Here is a 21,393-nt window from a genome sequence, read left to right on the forward strand (position 1 = left end):
GATCTGCTCAAGGAATTTTCCCCTGTGAACCGCTTCGCTTCCGGCCCCGTGCCGTTGGTCAGGGGAGGGCTCCACCCGGAGCCCCGGTCCCGCACCCCCCCGGTGAGGCCCCCTTGACCAAGCCGTCCGCCCCCGCGTCACGAGGAGATTCCGTGGCTACCGAAGCACCGCCGCCGCCCAGGAACGGGACGGAGACCGACCACGGTCCCGCGTCGCCCACGACGGAGCAGTTCGTCGAGGTCCAGGAGGGCGAGGAGTTCGGCGAACTGCGCCGCACCTACCGCTCCTTCGCCTTCCCCCTCACCCTCGCCTTCATCGCCTGGTACCTGCTGTACGTGCTGCTCTCCAACTACGCGGGCGACTTCATGGGGACCAAGGTCTTCGGCAACATCAACATGGCGCTCGTCCTCGGCCTCGGCCAGTTCCTCACCACCTTCCTCATCGCCTGGCTCTACTCCCGCCACGCGGCGAACCGGCTCGACCCCAAGGCCGAGGCCATCAGGACCCGAATGGAGGGCGACGCATGAGCACCCCCGTCCTGCTCGCGGCCGACAACGCCACCACCGAACACCGGCCGCTGATCATCGCCCTGTTCGGCGCCTTCGTCATCGCCACCCTCGTCATCACCGTCTGGGCCGGCCGGCAGACCCGCAGCGCCGCCGACTTCTACGCCGGCGGACGCCAGTTCACCGGCTTCCAGAACGGCCTCGCGATCTCCGGCGACTACATGTCCGCCGCGTCCTTCCTCGGCATCGCCGGCGCCATCGCGCTCTTCGGCTACGACGGCTTCCTCTACTCCATCGGCTTCCTCGTCGCCTGGCTCGTCGCCCTCCTGCTGGTCGCCGAACCGCTGCGCAACTCCGGCCGGTTCACCATGGGCGACGTCCTCGCCTACCGGATGCGCCAGCGGCCCGTCCGCACCGCCGCCGGCACCTCGACGATCGTCGTGTCGATCTTCTACCTGCTCGCGCAGATGGCGGGCGCCGGCGTCCTCGTCTCGCTCCTGCTCGGCATCACCAGCGACGGCGGCAAGATCGCGATCGTGGCGCTCGTCGGCCTGCTGATGATCGTCTACGTGACCATCGGCGGCATGAAGGGCACCACCTGGGTGCAGATGGTCAAGGCGGTCCTGCTCATCGCGGGCACCCTCCTCATCACCTTCCTGATCCTCTGGAAGTTCCACTTCAACGTCTCCGAACTGCTCGGCGCCGCCGCGACCAACAGCGGCAAGGGAGACGCCTTCCTGGAGCCCGGCCTCAAGTACGGCGCCACCGCCGTCTCCAAGCTGGACTTCCTCTCGCTCGGCATCGCGCTCGTCCTCGGCACCGCCGGCCTGCCCCACATCCTGATCCGCTTCTACACGGTGCCGACCGCCAAGGCCGCCCGGAAGTCGGTCAACTGGGCCATCGGCATCATCGGCGCGTTCTACCTGATGACGATCGTCCTCGGCTTCGGCGCCGCCGCCCTGCTCAAGAACAGCGACATCGTCGCCTCCAACAAGGCCGGCAACACGGCCGCCCCGCTCGCCGCCCTGGAGATCGGCGGCGGAGCCGGCTCCACCGGCGGCGCGATCCTCCTCGCCGTCATCTCCGCCGTCGCCTTCGCGACCATCCTCGCCGTCGTCGCCGGCCTGACCCTGGCCTCCTCGTCGTCCTTCGCGCACGACATCTACGCCAACGTCATCCGGCGCGGACAGGCCACCGAGAAGGAGGAGGTCCGGGCCGCCCGCTGGGCGACCGTCCTCATCGGCATCGTCTCCATCGCCCTCGGCGCCCTCGCCCGCGACCTCAACGTCGCCGGACTCGTCGCCCTCGCCTTCGCGGTCGCCGCCTCCGCCAACCTGCCGACGATCCTCTACTCGCTCTTCTGGAAGCGGTTCACCACCCAGGGCGCCCTGTGGTCGATCTACGGCGGCCTGATCTCGGCGGTCGTCCTCGTCCTGTTCTCGCCGGTCGTCTCCGGCAAGCCCACCTCGATGTTCAAGACGGTCGACTTCTACTGGTTCCCGCTGGAGAACCCCGGCCTCGTCTCCATCCCGCTGGGCTTCCTGCTGGGCTGGCTCGGCTCGCTCCTGTCCAAGGAGGAGCCGGACAAGGGCAAGTACGCCGAACTGGAGGTCAAGTCCCTCACCGGCGTCGGAGCGCACTGAGTCGTATACGGTCCGCGTTCGCCGGGCGGTCGCGTCGTAGAGTTCTACGACGCGACCGCGTCCGTCCTCGTGACAATCTGCCCTGCTCGTCGGCGGTCGGCTCACGTAGGCTCGGAACACAAGCATCCACATGACGGGGAGGGGGCCCACAGTGCTCATCGACACCTACGGCCGGGTGGCCACCGACCTGCGCGTCTCGCTCACCGACCGCTGCAACCTGCGCTGCACCTACTGCATGCCCGAAGAGGGCCTCCAGTGGCTGGCCAAGCCCGACCTGCTCACCGACGACGAGATCGTCCGGCTGGTCCGGATCGCGGTCACCGACCTCGGCGTCACCGAGGTCCGCTTCACCGGCGGCGAGCCGTTGCTGCGCCCGGGTCTCGTCGGCATCGTCGAGCGCTGCGCCGCGCTGGAGCCCCGCCCCCGGATGTCCCTCACCACCAACGGCATCGGCCTCAAGCGGACCGCGTCGGCCCTCCGGGCCGCCGGACTCGACCGGGTCAACGTCTCCCTGGACACCCTGCGTCCCGACGTCTTCAAGACCCTCACCCGCCGCGACCGCCACCAGGACGTCCTGGACGGCATGGCCGCCGCCCGCGACGCCGGCCTCACCCCGGTCAAGGTCAACGCCGTCCTGATGCCCGGACTCAACGCCGACGAGGCGCCGGACCTGCTGGCCTGGGCGATGGAGGAGGCGTACGAGCTCCGCTTCATCGAGCAGATGCCCCTCGACGCCCAGCACGGCTGGAAGCGCGACGGGATGATCACCGCGGGTGACATCCTGGAGTCCCTGCGCACCCGCTTCACGCTGACCGCCGAGGGCGCCGACGAGCGAGGCTCCGCCCCCGCCGAGCGCTGGGTGGTGGACGGCGGCCCGCACACGGTCGGCGTCATCGCCTCGGTCACCCGCCCGTTCTGCCGGGCCTGCGACCGCACCCGCCTCACCGCCGACGGCCAGGTCCGCACCTGCCTCTTCGCCACCGAGGAGACGGACCTGCGGGCCGCCCTCCGCTCGGACGCGCCCGACGAGGAGATCGCCGCGATCTGGAAGCGGGCCATGTGGGGCAAGAAGGCCGGCTCCGGCCTCGACGACCCGAGCTTCCTCCAGCCCGACCGGCCGATGTCGGCGATCGGCGGCTGACCTCCGCCGCCGTGGCGGCGGACCGGCCGCACGGCCCTAGGAGGCGTCGGGGGACTCCCACTCCGCGAACGGGACGACGTCCTTCAGGAAGCCCCGTACGCCCAGGAACTGGGAGAGGTGCTCGCGGTGCTCGTCGCACGCGAGCCAGGTCTTGCGCCGGTCGGGCGTGTGCAGCTTGGGGTTGTTCCACGCGAGGACCCAGACGGCGTCGGCGCGGCATCCCTTGGCGGAACAGGTCGGCTTCTCTTCGCTCACCCGGACATTGTCCAGCAAGGGCGATGCCGAGCAGCCACGGGGGGAGCTGCCCGGCATCGGTCCGTCGCTCCGACGGGGGATGCGGAGCGCGTAGGAAGTATGTCACGGCACATGGGGCCAGGTGCACTGGAACTACATGATTGATCTGAGCTTTTCTTGAGGTTTCCGGCCACTGTCCGTGATCAGTTCCGGCCGTGCAGACGCTCCTCGTCCGGGTCCTCCGCCGCCTTCCCGTCACCCAGTGCCGGGCGCACCGGAGTGGGGACGAACGTGGAGGGAAGGGACGGGGCGGACTCGCGGCCCGCGTTGGCGATCACCACGGCGATGTAGGGGAGCAGTACTCCCAGGGCCAGCGCCACGATCGCGATGTGCCGCTCGACGTTCCACAGCACCGCGGCGGCGATCACGGAGAGCGTCCGCACCGTCATCGAGATGACATACCGGCGCTGCCGGCCCCGCACGTCGTCGGCGAGCCCCTGTCGCGCCCCCGTGATCCGGAAGACCTCGGTCCCGCCACGCTTCGGCATCGCCGTCCACCACCCACCGATCGCGCCGGACCTCCCCGGTCCGGTCCTGCCTCCACGGTACGCCCGGCCGCCCGCGCGGACGAGACCGGGGCACGTCCGGCGCTGTCCGACATGCGCTGTATGGCCGATGGGTCGAGACTGGGCCCACCTGCGTACAAGGAGGCGACGATGGGTTGGTTGTGGGCGATCATCGTGGGATTCGTCCTCGGTCTGATCGCGAAGGCGATCCTGCCGGGCAAGCAGCAGATCCCGCTCTGGCTGACGACCGTGTTCGGCATTATCGGCAGCGTCCTCGGCAACGCGGTCGCGACCTGGATCGGCGTCAACGACACCAAGGGCATCGACTGGACCCGCCACCTGCTCCAGCTGATCGGCGCCGTCGCCGTGGTCGGAGTGGGCGACATGCTGTGGACCTCCATGCGGGGCAGCAAACAGCGCACCTAGGCCCGCCCCCGGGGCGGGTCCGGACGTGACGGAGGCCCGGTGCGGCACACGGCGGTGTGCCGCACCGGGCCTCCGGTGCGCGGAGCGGGCCGGTCAGCCCTCCGCGCCGGCGAACTCGATCGCCGCCAGGTTCTTCTTGCCGCGCCGCAGCACCAGCCAGCGGCCGTGCAGCAGCTCCTCCGCCGACACCTCGGCGTCCTCGGCGGTGACCTTCACGTTGTTCACGTAGGCCCCGCCCTCCTTCACCGTGCGGCGCGCGCCCGACTTGCTCGGCGCGAGACCGACCTCGGTGAACAGGTCCACCACCTGGCCCAGCTCGGTGACGCGCGCGTGCGGCAGCTCGGACAGGGCGGCGGCCAGCGTCGCCTCGTCCAGCTCCGTCAGCTCGCCCTGGCCGAACAGCGCCTTGGAGGCGTTGATGACGGCCGCGCACTGGCCGGCGCCGTGCACCAGCGTGGTGAGCTCCTCGGCCAGCGCCCGCTGGGCGGCGCGCGCCTGCGGCCGCTCGGCGGTCTGCGCCTCCAGCTCCTCCAGCTCCTCGCGGGAACGGAACGACAGGATGCGCATGTACGTCGAGATGTCCCGGTCGTCCACGTTCAGCCAGAACTGGTAGAACGCGTACGGCGTGGTCATCTCCGGGTCCAGCCAGACGGCCCCGCCCTCGGTCTTGCCGAACTTGGTGCCGTCCGCCTTCACCATCAGCGGCGTCGCCAGCGCGTGCGCCTGCGCGCCCGGCTCCAGGCGGTGGATCAGGTCGAGCCCGGCCACCAGGTTGCCCCACTGGTCGGACCCGCCCTGCTGGAGCGTGCAGCCGTAGCGGCGGTACAGCTCCAGGAAGTCCATGCCCTGCAGCAGCTGGTAGCTGAACTCGGTGTAGCTGATGCCCTGCTCGGACTCCAGGCGCCGGGCGACGGAGTCCTTGGTCAGCATCTTGTTGACCCGGAAGTGCTTGCCGATGTCCCGCAGGAACTCGATCGCCGACAGGCCGGCGGTCCAGTCCAGGTTGTTCACCATGACCGCCGCGTTCTCCCCCTCGAAGGAGAGGAAGGGCTCGATCTGCGAACGCAGCCGGTTCACCCAGTTCGCGACCGTCTCGGGGTCGTTCAGGGTGCGCTCGGCCGTCGGCCGCGGGTCGCCGATCTGGCCGGTGGCCCCGCCGACCAGCGCCAGCGGCCGGTGCCCGGCCTGCTGGAGCCGGCGCACGGTGAGCACCTGGACCAGGTGGCCGACGTGGAGGCTGGCCGCGGTCGGGTCGAAACCGCAATAGAACGTGACGGGACCGTCCGCGAGAGCCTTGCGCAGTGCGTCCTCATCGGTGGACTGGGCGAAGAGCCCGCGCCACTTCAGCTCGTCGACGATGTCCGTCACGATCGTCCGTCTCCTCAGAAAGTCGTCAGTCGTACGGCGACCCAGTCTAGGCGGGTCAGACCCCCTTGCTGACCGAGCTCATGTTGAAGTCCGGCACCCGCAGGGCGGGCATCGCGGCCCGGGTGAACCAGTCGCTCCACTCGCGCGGCAGCGTCTTCTCCGTCCGGCCCGCCTCCGAGGCCCGCGACAGCAGGTCCACCGGCGACTCGTTGAACCGGAAGTTGTTCACCTCGCCCACCACCTCGCCGTTCTCGACGAGGTAGACGCCGTCCCGGGTCAGACCCGTCAGGAGCAGCGTCGCCGGGTCGACCTCCCGGATGTACCAGAGGCAGGTCAGCAGCAGACCCCGCTCGGTGGAGGCGACCATCTCCTCCAGGGAGCGCTCGCCGCCGCCGTCCAGGATCAGGTTCCCCGCTCCCGGGGCCACGGGCAGGGAGGTGAGACCCGCCGTGTGCCGGGTGGTGATCAGGTGCTCCAGGGCGCCGGCCTTCATCCAGTCGACCGGCCCGACGGGCAGGCCGTTGTCGAAGACGGAGGAGTCGTCGCCGGAGGAGTGCGCGATCACGAACGGCGCGGACTCCAGGCCCGGCTCGTTCGGGTCGCTGCGCAGCGTCAGCGGCAGCGGCGAGAGCGTCTCGCCGAGCCGGGTGCCGCCGCCGGGCTTGGAGAAGACCGTCCGGCCCTCCACCGCGTCCCGGGCCGCGGAGGACCACAGCTGGTAGATCATCAGGTCGGCCACGGCCGTCGGCGGCAGCAGCGTCTCGTACCGCCCGGCGGGCAGCTCGATCCGCCGCTCCGCCCAGCCCAGGCGGGTCGCCAGCTCGGCGTCGAGCGCGGCCGGGTCGACGTCCTTGAAGTCCCGCGTCGACCGGCCGGCCCACGCGGAGCGGGAGCGGTCCGGCGACTTGGCGTTCAGCTCCAGCGTGCCGTTCGGCTGGTCGTGGCGGAGCCGCAGCCCCGTGGACGTCCCCAGGTAGGTGGAGGTCAGCTCGTGGTGGGCGAACCCGTACAGCTCGCGCCCGCCGGCGCGGGCCCGGGCGAAGGCCTCGCCGAGCGCCGGCGCGAAGTCGGCGAAGACCGCGGAGGAGGTCTCCGCCGGCGCGTCCGTGAAGTCGGGCGACGCGGGGACGCCCTCCACCAGCGGCTGCGCGTCCTCGGCGGGCCCGGCGGCGCGGGCGGCGTCCTCGGCGGCCCGCACCAGCGGCTCCAGGTCGTCGACGGTCACGGCGGAGCGGGACACGACGCCGGACGCGGTGCCCTGCGCGCCGTCCACGGTCGCGATCACCGTGAGCGTGCGGCCCCGGGTGACGCCGTTCGTGGTGAGCGCGTTCCCCGCCCACCGCAGGTTCGCCGACGACTCCTCGTCGGCGATCACGACACACCCGTCGGCGCGGGACAGCTCCAGGGCCCGCTCGACGATCTCGTACGGCTTGCTGACGCGGCTCATCGTCCGGCCTCCTGCGTCGTGTTCAGGCTGTGCTTGCCCGGGGTGCGACCCCCGGACCCCCGGCAGATCCGCTGGCGAGGGCTCATCGTCCGGCCTCCTGCGTCGTGTTGAGGATGTTGACGCCCCGGAAGAGGGCGGAGGGGCAGCCGTGCGAGACCGCGGCGACCTGGCCCGGCTGGGCCTTGCCGCAGTTGAAGGCGCCGCCGAGGACGTACGTCTGCGGACCGCCGACCTGCTCCATCGAACCCCAGAAGTCGGTGGTCGTCGCCTGGTAGGCCACGTCCCGCAGCTGCCCGGCGAGACGGCCGTTCTCGATGCGGAAGAAGCGCTGTCCGGTGAACTGGAAGTTGTAGCGCTGCATGTCGATGGACCACGAACGGTCGCCGACCACGTAGATGCCCCGCTCCACGCCGCCGATCAGGTCCTCGGTCGACAGGCCGCCCGGGTCCGGCTGGAGGGAGACGTTCGCCATGCGCTGCACCGGCACGTGGGCGGGGGAGTCGGCGAAGGCGCAGCCGTTGGAGCGGCCGAGGCCGGTCAGCCGCGCGATGCGCCGGTCCAGCTGGTAGCCGACCAGGGTGCCGTCCTTCACCAGGTCCCAGGACTGCGCCTGGACGCCCTCGTCGTCGTAGCCGATCGTCGCGAGGCCGTGCTCGGCCGTCCGGTCGCCCGTCACGTTCATGATCGAGGAGCCGTACGCCAGCTTGCCCAGCTGGTCGAAGGTGGCGAAGGAGGTGCCCGCGTAGGCGGCCTCGTAGCCGAGGGCCCGGTCCAGCTCGGTGGCGTGGCCGATGGACTCGTGGATCGTCAGCCAGAGGTTCGACGGGTCCACGACCAGGTCGTAGCGGCCGGCCTCGACGCTCGGCGCCCGCATCTTCTCGGCGAGGAGCGCCGGGATCTCGTCCAGCTCCTTGTCCCAGTCCCAGCCGGTGCCGGTCAGGTACTCCCAGCCGCGGCCGACCGGCGGCGCGATCGTCCGCATCGAGTCGAACTCGCCGGTGGTCTCGTCGACGGCGACCGCCGTCAGCTGGGGGTGCAGCCGCACGCGCTGCTGGGTGGTGACGGTGCCCGCGGTGTCGGCGTAGAACTTGTTCTCGTGGACGGTCAGCAGCGAGGCGTCCACGTGCGCCACGCCGTCCGCCCGCAGCAGCCGCGCGCTCCAGTCGGCGAGCAGCGCGCTCTTCTCCTCGGCGGGCACGGAGAACGGGTCGACCTCGTACGAGGACACCCAGGTGCGCTCCTCGTGCACCGGCTCCTCGGCCAGCTCCACCCGCTCGTCGGAGCCGGCCGCCGCGATCACCTTCGCCGACAGCTTGGCCATGGCGACCGCCTGCGAGGCGACCCGCGCCGCCCCGTCCATGGTCAGGTCGACCCCGGACGCGAACCCCCAGGCCCCGCCGTGCACCACCCGCACCGCGTAACCGAGGTCCGTGGTGTCCGACGAGCCGGACGGTTTGGCGTCGCGCAGCCGCCACGAGGCGCTGCGCACCCGCTCCAGGCGGAAGTCCGCGTGCTCGGCGCCGAGCGCGCGCGCTCGGGCGAGCGCCGCGTCGGCGAGCGCCCGCAACGGCAGCGCGACGAACGAAGGGTCGATCTGATGGACCACGAGCGGCCTCGCTCTCGGCGATCGGAAGACGGGGGTCGAACTGTCCCGGAAGTCAATCACGGGTCGGGCGGCGGAGTCGGCCCATTGTCGTGCGCCCCTGGCGGAACCCGCTCCAACAGGCCACCGCGCTCGGGGGCTTGGGGCAGCGGATCAGGCCGTTGTCCTGACCCCGCGACCGGTGGGATGAGATGATCCACGCCATGCACGGGTGGGTGAACGAGGTCAGGTCCTGGCTGTCGTCGCTGGACGAGGACGCGCTCAGGTCCCTGCTGACCTGGCACCCGTGCTTACGCGGGGAGAAGCACGCCCACGCCCATGCCCAGGACCGCCCGCCGCGGCGGACACCCCCGACGCGCCGCGAACTGCACGCGGCCCGCGTGCAGTTGGCCAAGGCCCAGCAGGCCCAGCTGGCGAGCATCGCCGGCTGCGGGCTCGCCTGGGCGGCGAAGGCCCTGCGGAGCGAGTACGGCTTCTCCGAACGCTCCCTCGCCGACCCCACGCTCGACGAACTCCTCGCCATGCTCGCGGTCCTCGAACCGCCCCTGGCCCGGTGCGCGCTCTACGGGATGCTCATGCCCGGCCCCGCCGCCCGGCTGCCGGCCGGACCGCTGGCGCGTTCCCACACGGCCGCGTTACAGGCGGCGGCCGACGGCACACCGCCCCCGGACGCGCACCGGAGGGGGCCGGGCCTCGGCCCGCCCCGGGCCGCCCCGGAGCGCGCCGCACCCGAAGGCCGCGACGAGTCCCCGCCGACGCCCCCCGACCGTGAGGAAGCCGCCCCTGTGCCCCTGCCCCCGTCCGGCTCCCCGGCCGACCCGCCCTCCGCCCTCACCGACCTGAGGCGCTCCGGCGAACGCCTCGCCGCCCTCCTGCGCGCGGCGGCCGACGCCGTCGCGGCCGGCCCGGTCCCCGCCGGCGCCCCCGCCGACGCGCTCGCGGCCTGGACGGGGGAGCGCGCCCGGCTGGCCGCGGCGCTCGCCGCCGAGGGCTTCGCCTGGGAGCCGGACCTCGGCTACGACGACGCCGAGGCCGGACTGACCCGCCTGCGGGCCGCGCGGGCGGAACAGCGCGACGCCCTCCGCCGCAAGACGAGCCGGTACGCCGAGCTCCTGGAGCTGGCCGACGGGGAGGAGGAGGCCGCCGACCTGCGGCGCCACCTGGAACGCACCGAGGCGCAGCTGCGCGCCCTCGACGCGGCAGACGACCGGCTTCACGCCCCCTCCGCCGACGGCCCCCTCGCACCGGCCGTGCCCGCCCCGGACGCGGCGGCACCTGACGCGGCGGCCCCGGACCACGTGCCACCGAACGCGGCGATACCGGCCGCGGCCGGACCGGACACGGGCGAGGGAGACCCCACGGCGGGCGGTCCCACGCCGCGACCGCCCCTTCCCGCCGCGTCCGTACCCGCCCCCTCCGCGCCCGTCACCCCCGGTCCGGACGCCCCCGCCGGGCAGACCGCCCACGGCACCGGCGACGCCCCCGCGCCCGCGGGCCGCGCGGCCGACCGCGTCCGGGTCGGCGCCTCCGCCATCGAGGCCGTCCGCCGCGCGGTGGAGCCGCCGCCGCCGACCCTCCCGCCGGCCCCCGGCCCGGCGCCGCAGCCGCCGTCCGCATCCGCGACGGCCACCCCGACCGCCCCGCCGCCCGCCGCGCAGGCTCCTCCCGTCCCGCCGACACCGCCGGCCCCCGCGACCGATTCCGGGACGCCGCCGCCCGCCCCGCCGCCGTCCCACCCCGCGCCCTCCGCCGCACCGGACCCCGCCCCCGCGGCGATCCCCGCCCAGGCGCGCGCCGCCGGGACCGCCGCCCGGACCGCCCCGCCCTCCGCCAAGGCCGCGAAGACCGCCAGGCCCGCCGCGCCGGTGACCACACCCCCGGCGGAGGAGCCGTGGCCCGCCGGGGTCGAGGCGCCGGACTGGGACCCGTACGCGCCCTGGGACACGGGCAGCGAACCGCCCGTCGCCCGGCTGCTGAGGGACGGACGAGTGGCCGAGGCGTACTGGCTGACGGTCGCCTCGCGGGAGAGCGCCGCGCGGGCCCGGACGCTCGCCTTCGCCGCCGCCGCTTTCGGCTGCGTGTCGGACAGCGAGGCCACCCCCGTGCAGATGGCGCACGAGTTCGACCCGGCCCTCGCCGCGCAGGACCGGGAGGCGCACCTCGTGGCCCTGGCGGCGGCCCTGCGCACCGGGCTCACGGCCCGCTGGCCGCACGGGCTGATCAGCGGGTTCGTCATGCCGTCGGGACTGAGCGGCGCCTGGCAGCACCTGCTGAACGTGCTCGTCGCCGCCGTGCGCGACGGCCGCGCCTTCGAGCCCGGCATGCTCCAGGGCAGCGCCGAGGGACAGGAGGCCGCCACCCGCGAGGAGATCGGCCTGACGGCCCGGCAGCTGCTCGACGACCTCCCGCGCCGGAAGATGAAGTACCAGCGGGCGTCACAGGTGCTCCAGTACCTCGTCGGCCCCTCGGGCGCGCTGCGGCACGCCCTCAACGAGGTCATCGAGTGGTCCGGCCGGAGCCCCGCCCAGTCCGCCGGCGCGCCCGGATTCCGCGCCCTCGGCGAGGAACTGTGGCGCGCGGAGGACATCGACCGGCTCATCGAGGTCACGGACGCCCTGTTCCGCACGTCGAAGCAGGCGAAGGAACCGATCACCGCCGGCGCGCTCCGGCAGCTGCACACCGCCTGCCGCTCGGTCGGCGAGCTCCTTATGCGCGCCGAGGCCGCCCACACCGCCGGCCGCCCCCACCAGGGCGTCAGCGACCGCGGCATCCCGGAACTGGCCTCCGTCCTGCGCGACGTCGCCGACGACCCCGCGCCCGCCGGCACCGGCGGCGCCGCCCTCGCCCTGCTGCGCGGCTGGCTGACCGGCGCCCACCAGCGCCCCGCGGACACCGCGGCCGACCTCCTCCGGGAGAACGGCGGCCCGGTGCCGCCCGCCGACGCCCTGCTCCGCCTGCCCGACCTGCCCCGGGACGCCCTGGGCGACCCCGACCTCGCCGACCCCAGGGCCGCCCGCAGGATCGCCGCCCTGCTGGCGCCCGCCGACGCCGAGCACGCCCTCTCCCGCCACCTCGGCGACGGCGACCTGCACCTCGCCAGGGCGCTGCTCGCCGCCGCCGAGAACAGGCCGGAGGAGTACGGCTGCACCGCCGACCCCGAGTGGCACGAGAGCGCCGCCCGGCGGCTGGCGCAGGGCCACGAGGAGTGGCGCCGCGCCGTCGCCGAGCACCACCGCGCGGCCGCCGGGCTGCTCGCCCAGATGCGGACGCTCAACCAGCTCGCCGCCGACCAGGAGCGGGAGTTCGTGGGCCGCCTCCAGGAGTTCGCCGACGGCGAGGAGTCGGGCCGCTACCGCTTCGCCGTGGACTCGCTCCGCACCCTGGAGGCCGAGCTCGTCACCCTCGTCGAGGACTACACCCGCCAGCTCCGCGAGAACCTCGCCCAGCTCCGCTCCCGGCTCGACCAGCCGCTCTCCGCCGGCGACCACGACCGGATCGCCCGCCTCATCGACGAGGGCGACACCGTCACCGCGCAGGAGTTCCTCGCCCTCGCCACCGGCCACACGCCGCTGCCGGAGCGGCCCGCCGACGACGGCTCGGAACTCGCCGCCTTCCTCACCGGCGTCACCGCGCCCGGTGCGCCGAAGGCCGGCGGGGAGGGCACCGACGCCGAATGGTGGGCCCGGCACTACGGCGACCCGTCCGCGTCCCTCACCCCGGCGGCGGGCAACGGCCTGGAGGCGTGGGCGGCCCTGTGCACCCCGCGCGGCCGGCGCGGCGACCTGCCCCAGCACCTCTCCCGGCTGCTGCGGCTCCTCGGCCTGGAACTCGCCGCGAACCAGGTCGTCGCCGAGCGGGTGGCGCTGGGCCAGGGCATGCGCCGCTTCAAGGTCCGCGCCCGCGTCGCCGAACGCGCCGGCTACGTCGCGGCGCTGGGCTCCCGGGCCTCCTCGTACACCGTCCTGCTCGTCTGGGAGGAACAGCCGGCCGACGGCCCGCTGGCGCACCTGGAGGACGCCGACGTCGGCGCCAACATCGTGCTCTACCTGCACCCCCTGGGCCTGGAGGGCCGCCGCGGCCTCGCCGAGTCCGCCCGCTCCTTCGCCCAGCAGGCGCTCGTCGTCGACTCGGCGGTGATGGGCTGGATGGCGGCCCGCGCCCCCGGCTCCTTCCGCTCGCTCCAGCGCGTGACCCTGCCCTGGGCGGCGTACAACCCCTACACGCCGTTCGTCGCGGGGCTCGTCCCGCCCGAGGTCTTCTACGGCCGCGACGAGGAGATGCGGGAGGTGATGGGCCGCGAGGGCGGCATGTTCCTCTACGGCGGCCGGCAGCTCGGCAAGTCCGCGCTGCTGCGCCGGGTCGCCGAGATCTTCCCGAGCCGCGCCGACACCCACGTCGCCGTCTACCTCGACCTGCTCAAGGCCGAGATCGGCCACGCCGAGGCCCCCGACCGGATCTGGAGCCGGCTGGTGGAGGACCTCAAGCGCAAGGGCGTGTTCAACAACAAGATGTCCGAGCAGGCCAACCCCGACGTCGTGGTGCGCAACATCCGCGCCTGGCTCGACCAGGACGACACCCGGCGCATCCTCGTCCTCGCGGACGAGGCGGACGCCTTCCTCAACACCGACTCGCGCCGCGCCTTCCGCGTCGGCAGCGAGTCGACCTTCCCCAACGTCATGCACTTCCAGCGCCTCATGGAACAGACCGAACGCCGCTTCAAGATCGTCTTCGCGGGTCTGCACCAGGTCCAGCGCTTCGGCCACCTCTCCAACGTCTCCACCGTCCACGGCGGCCCCGACGTCCTCGTCGGCCCCCTCGGCACCCAGGCCGCCGTCCGGCTCGTCACCGAACCCATGGCCGCGCTCGGCTACTTCTTCGAGCGCCCCGAACTGGTCTGGCGCATCCTCGCCATCACCAACTACCAGGCCAACCTCGTGCAGATCTTCTGCCGCGAGCTCGTCCGCGTCCTGCACGACCGCCCGTACGCCTTCTCCGGCGAACCGCTGCGGATCACCGAGGACGACGTCCAGAAGGTCGCCGCCTCCGAGACCGTCCGCCGCCAGATCGCCGAACGGCTGCGCTTCACCATCAACCTGGAGGACCGCTACCGCGTCCTCGCCCTCGTCATAGCCCTGCGCAGCCTCCAGGACGCCTACCGCGGCGACTACAGCGCGAGCGAACTGCTCCAGGAGGCACGCGAGGCATGGCCGGAGGGGTTCGAGATGCTCACCGCCAAGCAGGCGCAGATCTTCCTCACCGAGATGGTCGGCCTCGGCCTGCTCATCCAGCTCGGCGACCGCTCCCGCTTCGCCGTCCGCAGCCCCAACGTCGTCAACATGCTCGGCACCCGCGAGGAGCTCGAACTCGAACTGCGCGAGACCGAGTTCGGCCTGCCCTACGACTACAACCCGCACGCCGCCCGGCGCCTCCTCGGCCGCGACGCCCGCAACGTCCAGACCTACAGCCCGCTCACCGAGGAGCAGCTCCACGAGAGCGCCCAGTCCGGCGTCAGCCTCATCGGCACCACCGCCCTCCACCGGCCCGAACTCGTCCGCCAGGCCGTCACCGCCTTCGCCGTCAACCGGGGCGTCGACGTCGTCCCGCACACCCACGGCGAGGACCTCACCGCCCTCCTCAAGAGCCGCGGCCGCAAGGCCCACGTGATCATCGCGGACCTGCGCGCCGCCTCACCGGCCGAACTCCGCGAGGCCGTCCGCTCCCTCCAGGTCCACGCCGGCCCCGCCGCCGACCGCCTGCTCCGCCAGACCCAGCCGCGCAGCGGCGGCAACGAGAACCGCTCCGTCGTGGCCGTCGCCGACGCCGTCGCCCTCTCCGCGCTCGCCGCCGACGAGGGGCTCGACGAGCTGTCCGTACGCTGGCTCCGCCCGGAACGGTGGACCGCCGACGCCCTGCGCGCCTGGTCCGAGTGCCCCTTCGTCTCCCGCGAGGACCGCGACCGGCTGGTCGCCGCCACCGGCGGCTGGCCCCGGTGGATGGAGGCCGCGGTGGCGGACGTGTCCGTGCACGGCCAGACCCTGGAGAACGCCGTCGAACGGATCCGCGCGCTCATCGACGGCCCCCGCAACCTCTCCGAGCACCTGCGCCTCTCCGGTCTCGACGCACGGGACCTCGACCGCCTCGCCACCTGGACGGGGTACGTCGAGGAGGGCCAGGGCGCCCCGCGCGACGACGTCCGCGAGGCGGTGGAGCTCGACGACACCGACACCGACGCCTGGCTGCACCGCCTCGAACAGCTCGGGGTCCTCGACGAGACGGCCGAGGGCTTCGCAGTGGAGCCGGTCACGTACCGCGCGGTGCGGGCCCGGGCGGCGGCGGCCGGGGAGAGGTGACGTGACGCACGCCCCCGCCCGCACGCCGGCCGCGGCCGCGGTCCCCGCCGTGCGCCCGACCGACCTGCCCGGCGTCCGCGCCCGGCTGCGCGAGGTCACCTCCGACCTCGCCGCCGGCCTCAACTGCCTGTGGCTGGTCACCGACGCGGCGGTGGAGTCGGGACTCGCCGACGCCCTGTACCGCGAGGCGCTCGCCGCGGCCCCCGTCCACCTCGACGTGCCCGCCCCCGCACGCGGGACGGAGCCCCCGCCCGAGGCCGACGGGCCTCCGCCGTCCGGGCCGGGGCCGGGGTCCGGGCCCGGGTCCGAGGACGTCGCCGGCTCCGGGGCCGCGGCCGAGGACGGCGACGGCGACGGCCAGGGCGCCGAAGGACACCCCGACGGACGCGACGCCGGAGACGACCGCCGGACCCGCACGGACGGCTGGCCGGAGGGCGACGAACTGCCCTACCTCGACCTGCCCGACGACGGCTTCGACCTCGACCTCGGCTGGACCCTCGACGACCGCCCGCCCCCTCTGCCGGCTCCCCGCCGGGACCCCGGCGCCGCCCGCCACGACCCGCGGCGCCTCACCGCCCGGCTCGGCGGCCGCCTCGGCGTCGCCCCGGACGAAGCCGTCCCCGCCCTCGTCGCCCGCGTCCCCGGACAGCGCCCGGTCGTCGGCGTCCGCGCCTGGCGGGAACACGACGGCGGCCAGGGGACGGCCGCGCTCTTCCGCTCCCTCGCGGCGGCGGTCAAGGAGGCCGGGCTGCCGCCGGGCGAACGCCCCCGCCTCCTGGTCGTGGCCCGCCTCGGCGACCTGCCGGAACCGCTGCCCGACGCCCTGCGCGACGGCCACGGGGACACCGCCGTGCACTGGTGGTGGGGCGCGCTCGGCCGGCTCGACACCGCCACCGCGATCCTGTCGGCACCCGACCACGGACACCCGGCCGGGCGGGCGCGCGACCCGCTCGCGGACCGGGTCCGCCGGGCGGTGCGCGCCGAGACCGTGGTCGAGGTCTGCGGCCCCGACCTGGACCTCGCCCGGCTCCTCGTCCTGGAATGGGACGGCGCCCAGCACACCCTCGCCGACGCGCTCGGGCGCTGCCTCGCCGCCACCGGCGCGCCCGCGCCGGGGGAGTACCCGCCCCTGCGGCGGATCGGCGCCCTCGCCCGCCCCGGGACCGAGCTGCGCCGGGCGTGGTCCCGGGGCACGGTCGTGTCCTGGGAGGGCCGGCTGCGCCACCACGTGTCGGTCTGGCACCCGGCCGCCCCGGCCGACGGCGGCCCGCCGCCCGCGCCCACCGCCGACGCCCGGGCCCGGCTCGCGGCCCTCGTCTCCCAGGCCCAGCAGCGCGTCCTGGCCCCGTGGATCGAGGAGGCGCGGCAGCGGCTCGCCGCGCGGGCCCTCGGGCACCTCACGCGGCCGGTGGCCGCCGTCGTCGCGGAGCACGCCGAGCGCCCGGCGGCGGAGCTGCGCGGCGACCCGGAGCGGGCCTTCGGCGAACTCCAGGTGGGGGAACTGCTCGGAGCCCACATCAGCGGGGCCCTCGCCCTTCCCCCGGACGACGCCCGGCTGCTGCGGCTCCTCGTCATGGCCAGAAATGTGCTGTCGCACCGCTCCGTGCTGTACGACCGGACGCTCGACGACCTCTGCGCCGAGCTGTCCCGTGCCGACCTGCGGGCTTCCTGAGGAGCCCCGCCGAGCAGCCCCGGACGCGCGGGGGACCACGTCCCCACCGGCCCCGAGCTGTAGGGACCCGACAGTGACACCCGTACGCCACTGTCGGAGGTCGATTCCTCATGTCGGGAGCGATACCGATAGGTTTTCGGCTACCAGACCGCTATCGAAAGGGTGATCCGTTGAGCCGCTCGGTTCTCGTCACCGGAGGAAACCGGGGCATCGGCCTCGCCATCGCCCGCGCGTTCGCCGAGGCCGGCGACAAGGTCGCGATCACGTACCGCTCCGGCGACCCCGCTGAGCTCGAGAAGGACGGTTTCCTGGCCGTCAAGTGCGACATCACCGACTCCGAGCAGGTCGACCGGGCCTACAAGGAGATCGAGGAGAAGCACGGTCCGGTCGAGGTCCTCGTGGCCAACGCCGGCGTGACCAGGGACCAGCTCCTCATGCGGATGTCCGAGGACGACTTCACGTCCGTCCTCGACACCAACCTCACCGGCACCTTCCGCGTGGTCAAGCGGGCCAACCGCGGGATGCTGCGCGCCAAGAAGGGCCGCGTCGTCCTGATCTCCTCGGTCGTCGGTCTGCTGGGCTCCGCGGGCCAGGCCAACTACGCCGCCTCCAAGGCCGGCCTCGTCGGCTTCGCCCGCTCCCTCGCGCGCGAGCTCGGCTCGCGCAACCTCACCTTCAACGTCGTCGCCCCTGGTTTCGTCGACACCGACATGACCGCGGTGCTCACCGACGAGCAGCGCGCGGGCATCGTGTCCCAGGTGCCGCTGGGCCGCTACGCGCAGCCGGAGGAGATCGCCGCCGCGGTGAAGTTCCTCGCCTCCGACGACGCCTCGTACATCACTGGAGCCGTCATCCCGGTTGACGGCGGATTGGGCATGGGTCACTGATCACCATGAGCGGAATTCTCGAGGGCAAGCGCATCCTGATCACCGGTGTGCTGATGGAGTCCTCCATCGCCTTCCACACCGCGAAGCTGGCCCAGGAGCAGGGTGCGGAGATCATCCTCACCGCCTGGCCGCGGCCGTCGCTGACCGAGCGCATCGCCAAGAAGCTCCCCAAGCCGGAGAACGTGAAGGTCCTGGAGCTCGACGTCTCCAACGACGAGCACCTCGCGCGCCTGGAGGGCCAGGTCCGCGAGCAGCTCGGCGACCGCCTCGACGGCATCGTGCACTCGATCGGCTTCGCCCCCCAGGACGCGCTCGGCGGCAACTTCCTCAACACGCCGTTCGAGTCCGTCGCCACGGCCATGCACGTCTCCGCCTTCTCGCTGAAGTCGCTGACGACGGCGCTGCTGCCGCTGATGACCGAGGGCGGCTCCGTCGTCGGCCTCACCTTCGACGCGCAGTACGCCTGGCCGCAGTACGACTGGATGGGCCCGGCCAAGGCCGCCCTGGAGGCCACCAGCCGCTACATGGCCCGTGACCTGGGCAAGCAGAACATCCGCTGCAACCTGATCTCGGCCGGCCCCATCGGCTCGATGGCCGCCAAGTCCATCCCGGGCTTCAGCGAGCTGGCCGCCGTCTGGGACAGCCGCTCCCCGCTGGAGTGGAACCTCGCCGACCCCGAGCCGGCCGGCCGCGGCGTCGTGGCGCTGCTCTCCGACTGGTTCCCGAAGACGACGGGCGAGATCGTCCACGTCGACGGCGGCCTGCACGCGATCGGCGCCTGACCGCCCGCGCGCACCCCGCGCACCACCGAGGGCCGTGGGCCCGCCTCCCGGGGCGGACCCGCGGCCCTCGTCGCGTCCCGGTGCGGGCGTACGGACCCCGGGCACCGGCCGCCGGTGGCGCACGGCCCCCGCCGCGGAGCCACGGCCCGCGGCGTCGCGCAACTCCTGCACGACTCGAAAAGTCGCCCGAATCACCCCAGACTGGTGCGCAGCGTGATGTTCCTGCCGCTCACGGGGAGGAGGTTCGGGTATGCGCGCGATACGCCAGGGGTTCGGCGCCTTCGCCACGGTCGCCGTTCTGCTCACCGGGATGGCCGTCGCCGCCGAGGCGCGCACCGCGCCCGCGCCGGCCGAGGACCTTCCCGCCGCCGCACCGCCGGCCGCGGAGCCGGAGGTCTACGAGGCCTCCTGCCGCACCCTCGTCGAGGGCTCCCGCGTCACCGCCCACTGCCAGAACCCGTACCCGCGCTCCGACCGCGTCAGCCTCCACGTGGAGTGCGAGCGCTGGTGGGACGTCGACACCGACAGCGCCTCCGTGGAGATCGGCCCCGCCGACTACGCCACGATCACCGGCCGCTGCTGGAAGGAGGTGCGGGCCGCCTGGGTCACGCACCGGCCGGCGGACCCGGCTGCGGAGCGGGCTCCGGGCTCCTGAGGCACAGGAAGGGGTAGCCGGCCGCCTCCGTGCCGGCCCGGTCGGCGTCGCCCTCCCGGATCGCGTCCACCAGCCGCGCGTGGTCCATGTGGTTCTCCGGCCGCAGCACCTGCCCGACGTCGTCGCGCAGCCAGTCCCGCAGCAGGTCGCCCAGGTCGGCGTAGAGCTCCGTCAGCACCTCGTTGCCCGAGGCGGCGACGACCGCGTGGTGGAAGGCGGCGTCGACGGTCACGAACCGCTCCGCGTCCCCGGACTCCCAGGCCTCCTCGCGCCGCTGGAGCAGGGCGTCGAGCTGCTTGAGGTCCTTCTCCGTGCGGCGTCCCGCGGCGAACCGGGCCGCGGCCGACTCCAGCGTCGAGCGGAGCTCGGCGACGTGCCGGGGGTCGGAGCCGGCGAAGCGCCGGTGCATGACGCCCGCCAGCTCGCTGGTGGCGACGACGTACGTCCCCGAACCCTGGCGGATGTCGAGGAGTCCGTTGTGCGCGAGCGCCCGGACGGCCTCGCGGACCGTGTTGCGGGCCACGCCCAGCTGCTCGACCAGCTCGGGTTCGGTCGGGATGCGCGAACCCACCGGCCACTCGCCGGAGGTGATCTGGTTGCGCAGCTCGGCGATCACCTGGTCGGAGAGACCGGCGCGCCGGGGGTGACCGAGGGCCATGAAGGACCTTCCTGTTCGTTCGAGATTGGACAACCAATCATCCCATGATTCTATGATGGCCCCATGCCAGACGAGCCGAAGACCCTCGACCCCGCCGCACCGACGGCCCGGACCACCGCTTCGGCGGCCGCCACCGCACCGACCGCCACCGCGGCGCCGACCGGGACGACCGCCACCGCCGCGGATTCTCCCGCACCGGCCCGCCCCCACCGGACCGGAGCCGGCGACTCCGCGACGGGCCCGGCCCTCCAGGCCGCGGCCGGCCCCCGCTGGACCCTCGCGCTCGTCACCGTCGGACTCGTCCTGGCCGCGCTCAACCTGCGCCCGGCCATCACCAGCTTCGGCGCCCTCCTGGAGGACGTCAGTGACGGCCTCCACATGAGCGGCAGCGTCGCCGGCGTCCTCACCTCGGTCCCGCCGCTCTGCTTCGCGGTCTTCGGCATCACCGCCCCGCGCCTCGCCCGCCGATTCGGCCCCGCGGCCGTCGTCTGCGCGGGCATGGCGGCCATCTTCGCCGGCCTCGTCGTCCGGCCCCTCGCCGGTGGCACCGTCGGCTTCCTCGCCGCCAGCGCCCTCGCCCTCATGGGCATCGCCGTCAGCAACGTCCTCATGCCCGTCATCGTCAAGCGGTACTTCCCCGACCGCGTCGGCAGCATGACCGGCCTGTACTCCATGGCGCTCGCCCTCGGCACCTCCGTCGCCGCGGCCGCCACCGTCCCGATGACCGACGCCCTCGGCGGCGACTGGCGCCTCGGCCTCGGCGTCTGGGCGGTCCTCGCCGCCCTCGCCGTCCTGCCCTGGATCCCGCTGGTGCGCGACCGCGACCGCGCGGGTGGACGTGCGGGGCGGGCCGCGGCCGCCGAGACCACCGCGCCGCCGCGCGTCGCCCGCAGCCGCACCGCCTGGGCCCTCGGCTGCTTCTTCGGACTCCAGGCCACCGGCGCCTACATCACCATGGGCTGGATGCCGCAGATCTTCCGCGACGCCGGCGTCGCCGCCTCCACGGCCGGCGTCCTCCTCGCGGTCACCATGGTCATGGGCGTCCCGCTCGCCTTCGTCATCCCCCGCCTCGCCACCCGCATGAAGAACCAGGGCCCGATCGTCGTCGCCCTCGGTCTCTGCGGCCTCAGCGGCTACACCGGCCTCTTCCTCGCCCCGGCCGCCGGAGCCTGGGTCTGGGCCGTGCTCCTCGGCATCTCCAACTGCTCCTTCCCGCTCGCCCTCACCATGATCGGCATGCGCTCGCGCACCGGCGCCGGCGTCGTCCGCCTCTCCGCCTTCGCCCAGAGCGTCGGCTACCTCATCTCCATCCCCGGCCCCCTCCTGGTCGGCGTGCTCTACCAGCACAGCGGCGGCTGGGGACTGCCGATCGCGCTCATGGGCGGCCTGATGATCCCGCAGATGATCATCGGTTCGCTGGCCGGACGGGACCGCATCGTCGAGGACGAGTGCTGA

The 21,393-nt window shown here is 73.7% G+C and carries 16 protein-coding genes; 10 read left to right on the top strand and 6 right to left on the bottom strand.

Going from position 1 to position 21,393, the window contains the following annotated elements:
• Positions 1-152 precede the first annotated feature (152 nt).
• The 3 genes from ACZ60W_RS17225 to moaA all read left to right on the top strand — a co-directional run bounded on the left by ACZ60W_RS17225 (position 153) and on the right by moaA (position 3,290).
• Positions 153-527: a DUF485 domain-containing protein gene (locus tag ACZ60W_RS17225; RefSeq protein WP_469756147.1), complete on the top strand. Its 375-nt coding sequence runs from the start codon at positions 153-155 to the stop codon at positions 525-527.
• Positions 524-2,149, top strand: coding sequence for a solute symporter family protein (locus ACZ60W_RS17230; protein WP_469756148.1), 1,626 nt, complete (start codon positions 524-526; stop codon positions 2,147-2,149). The genes ACZ60W_RS17225 and ACZ60W_RS17230 overlap by 4 nt, the downstream gene beginning before the upstream one ends.
• Positions 2,150-2,300: 151 nt before the next feature.
• A complete protein-coding gene (gene moaA / locus ACZ60W_RS17235; RefSeq protein WP_469756149.1) occupies positions 2,301-3,290 on the top strand; it encodes a GTP 3',8-cyclase MoaA in 990 nt (329 codons plus the stop codon).
• Between the two features lie 36 nt (positions 3,291-3,326).
• On the opposite strand, the gene ACZ60W_RS17240 is transcribed toward moaA, so the two are convergent.
• Together ACZ60W_RS17240 and ACZ60W_RS17245 are read right to left on the bottom strand one after the other, a co-directional pair.
• Positions 3,327-3,545, bottom strand: a complete 219-nt coding sequence (locus ACZ60W_RS17240) for a hypothetical protein (protein ID WP_469756150.1) — start codon at positions 3,543-3,545, stop codon at positions 3,327-3,329.
• Between the two features lie 182 nt (positions 3,546-3,727).
• Positions 3,728-4,072: a DUF3099 domain-containing protein gene (locus ACZ60W_RS17245; RefSeq protein ID WP_469756151.1), complete on the bottom strand. Its 345-nt coding sequence runs from the start codon at positions 4,070-4,072 to the stop codon at positions 3,728-3,730.
• Between the two features lie 168 nt (positions 4,073-4,240).
• Here ACZ60W_RS17245 and ACZ60W_RS17250 point away from each other — a divergent pair, with 168 nt between their 5' ends.
• Positions 4,241-4,516 carry a GlsB/YeaQ/YmgE family stress response membrane protein gene (locus ACZ60W_RS17250; protein ID WP_366301913.1) on the top strand — a complete coding sequence of 92 codons (276 nt, stop codon included), beginning with the start codon at positions 4,241-4,243 and terminating at the stop codon, positions 4,514-4,516.
• A gap of 93 nt (positions 4,517-4,609) precedes the next feature.
• On the opposite strand, the gene tyrS is transcribed toward ACZ60W_RS17250, so the two are convergent.
• The 3 genes from tyrS to ACZ60W_RS17265 all read right to left on the bottom strand — a co-directional run bounded on the left by tyrS (position 4,610) and on the right by ACZ60W_RS17265 (position 8,937).
• The gene (gene tyrS, locus ACZ60W_RS17255; protein ID WP_469756152.1) at positions 4,610-5,884 is read right to left on the bottom strand and encodes a tyrosine--tRNA ligase; all 1,275 of its coding nucleotides are present in this window, start codon (positions 5,882-5,884) and stop codon (positions 4,610-4,612) included.
• A gap of 55 nt (positions 5,885-5,939) precedes the next feature.
• Positions 5,940-7,331: a metallopeptidase TldD-related protein gene (locus ACZ60W_RS17260; RefSeq protein ID WP_469756153.1), complete on the bottom strand. Its 1,392-nt coding sequence runs from the start codon at positions 7,329-7,331 to the stop codon at positions 5,940-5,942.
• A gap of 82 nt (positions 7,332-7,413) precedes the next feature.
• Complete coding sequence (locus ACZ60W_RS17265; RefSeq protein ID WP_469756154.1) at positions 7,414-8,937, bottom strand: TldD/PmbA family protein; 1,524 nt, start codon at positions 8,935-8,937, stop codon at positions 7,414-7,416.
• Positions 8,938-9,137: 200 nt separating this feature from the next.
• Here ACZ60W_RS17265 and ACZ60W_RS17270 point away from each other — a divergent pair, with 200 nt between their 5' ends.
• The 5 genes from ACZ60W_RS17270 (at position 9,138) to ACZ60W_RS17290 (ending at position 19,280) form a co-directional block, all read left to right on the top strand.
• Entirely contained in the window at positions 9,138-15,284 is a 6,147-nt protein-coding gene (locus tag ACZ60W_RS17270) for a hypothetical protein (RefSeq protein ID WP_469756155.1), read from the top strand.
• Position 15,285: 1 nt separating this feature from the next.
• Positions 15,286-16,956 (top strand): hypothetical protein, encoded by a 1,671-nt coding sequence (locus ACZ60W_RS17275; protein WP_469756156.1) that lies wholly within the window; start codon positions 15,286-15,288, stop codon positions 16,954-16,956.
• A 170-nt stretch (positions 16,957-17,126) separates the two neighbouring features.
• Entirely contained in the window at positions 17,127-17,843 is a 717-nt protein-coding gene (gene fabG, locus ACZ60W_RS17280) for a 3-oxoacyl-[acyl-carrier-protein] reductase (protein ID WP_469756157.1), read from the top strand.
• A gap of 5 nt (positions 17,844-17,848) precedes the next feature.
• On the top strand, positions 17,849-18,625 hold the full coding sequence (gene fabI / locus ACZ60W_RS17285) for an enoyl-ACP reductase FabI (protein WP_017238528.1): 777 nt from the start codon (positions 17,849-17,851) through the stop codon (positions 18,623-18,625).
• A gap of 250 nt (positions 18,626-18,875) precedes the next feature.
• Positions 18,876-19,280, top strand: coding sequence for a hypothetical protein (locus tag ACZ60W_RS17290; RefSeq protein ID WP_469756158.1), 405 nt, complete (start codon positions 18,876-18,878; stop codon positions 19,278-19,280).
• Here ACZ60W_RS17290 and ACZ60W_RS17295 read toward each other — a convergent pair.
• Positions 19,231-19,938 carry a FadR/GntR family transcriptional regulator gene (locus ACZ60W_RS17295; protein WP_469756159.1) on the bottom strand — a complete coding sequence of 236 codons (708 nt, stop codon included), beginning with the start codon at positions 19,936-19,938 and terminating at the stop codon, positions 19,231-19,233. The two genes, ACZ60W_RS17290 and ACZ60W_RS17295, sit on opposite strands and share 50 nt — an antisense overlap.
• 63 nt (positions 19,939-20,001) lie before the next feature.
• Here ACZ60W_RS17295 and ACZ60W_RS17300 point away from each other — a divergent pair, with 63 nt between their 5' ends.
• Positions 20,002-21,393: a CynX/NimT family MFS transporter gene (locus ACZ60W_RS17300; RefSeq protein ID WP_469756160.1), complete on the top strand. Its 1,392-nt coding sequence runs from the start codon at positions 20,002-20,004 to the stop codon at positions 21,391-21,393.

Source organism: Streptomyces sp. NPDC104202 (assembly GCF_055584185.1).

Bases quoted from the DNA above. Each gene is read 5' to 3' on its own strand.
- ACZ60W_RS17230 (WP_469756148.1), top strand. From the start codon at position 524: ATGAGCACCCCCGTCCTGCTCGCGGCCGACAACGCCACCACCGAACAC.
- ACZ60W_RS17245 (WP_469756151.1), bottom strand. From the start codon at position 4,072: ATGCCGAAGCGTGGCGGGACCGAGGTCTTCCGGATCACGGGGGCGCGA.
- ACZ60W_RS17250 (WP_366301913.1), top strand. From the start codon at position 4,241: ATGGGTTGGTTGTGGGCGATCATCGTGGGATTCGTCCTCGGTCTGATC.
- ACZ60W_RS17260 (WP_469756153.1), bottom strand. From the start codon at position 7,331: ATGAGCCGCGTCAGCAAGCCGTACGAGATCGTCGAGCGGGCCCTGGAG.
- ACZ60W_RS17270 (WP_469756155.1), top strand. From the start codon at position 9,138: ATGCACGGGTGGGTGAACGAGGTCAGGTCCTGGCTGTCGTCGCTGGAC.
- fabI (WP_017238528.1), top strand. From the start codon at position 17,849: ATGAGCGGAATTCTCGAGGGCAAGCGCATCCTGATCACCGGTGTGCTG.
- ACZ60W_RS17290 (WP_469756158.1), top strand. From the start codon at position 18,876: ATGCGCGCGATACGCCAGGGGTTCGGCGCCTTCGCCACGGTCGCCGTT.
- ACZ60W_RS17295 (WP_469756159.1), bottom strand. From the start codon at position 19,938: ATGGCCCTCGGTCACCCCCGGCGCGCCGGTCTCTCCGACCAGGTGATC.
- ACZ60W_RS17300 (WP_469756160.1), top strand. From the start codon at position 20,002: ATGCCAGACGAGCCGAAGACCCTCGACCCCGCCGCACCGACGGCCCGG.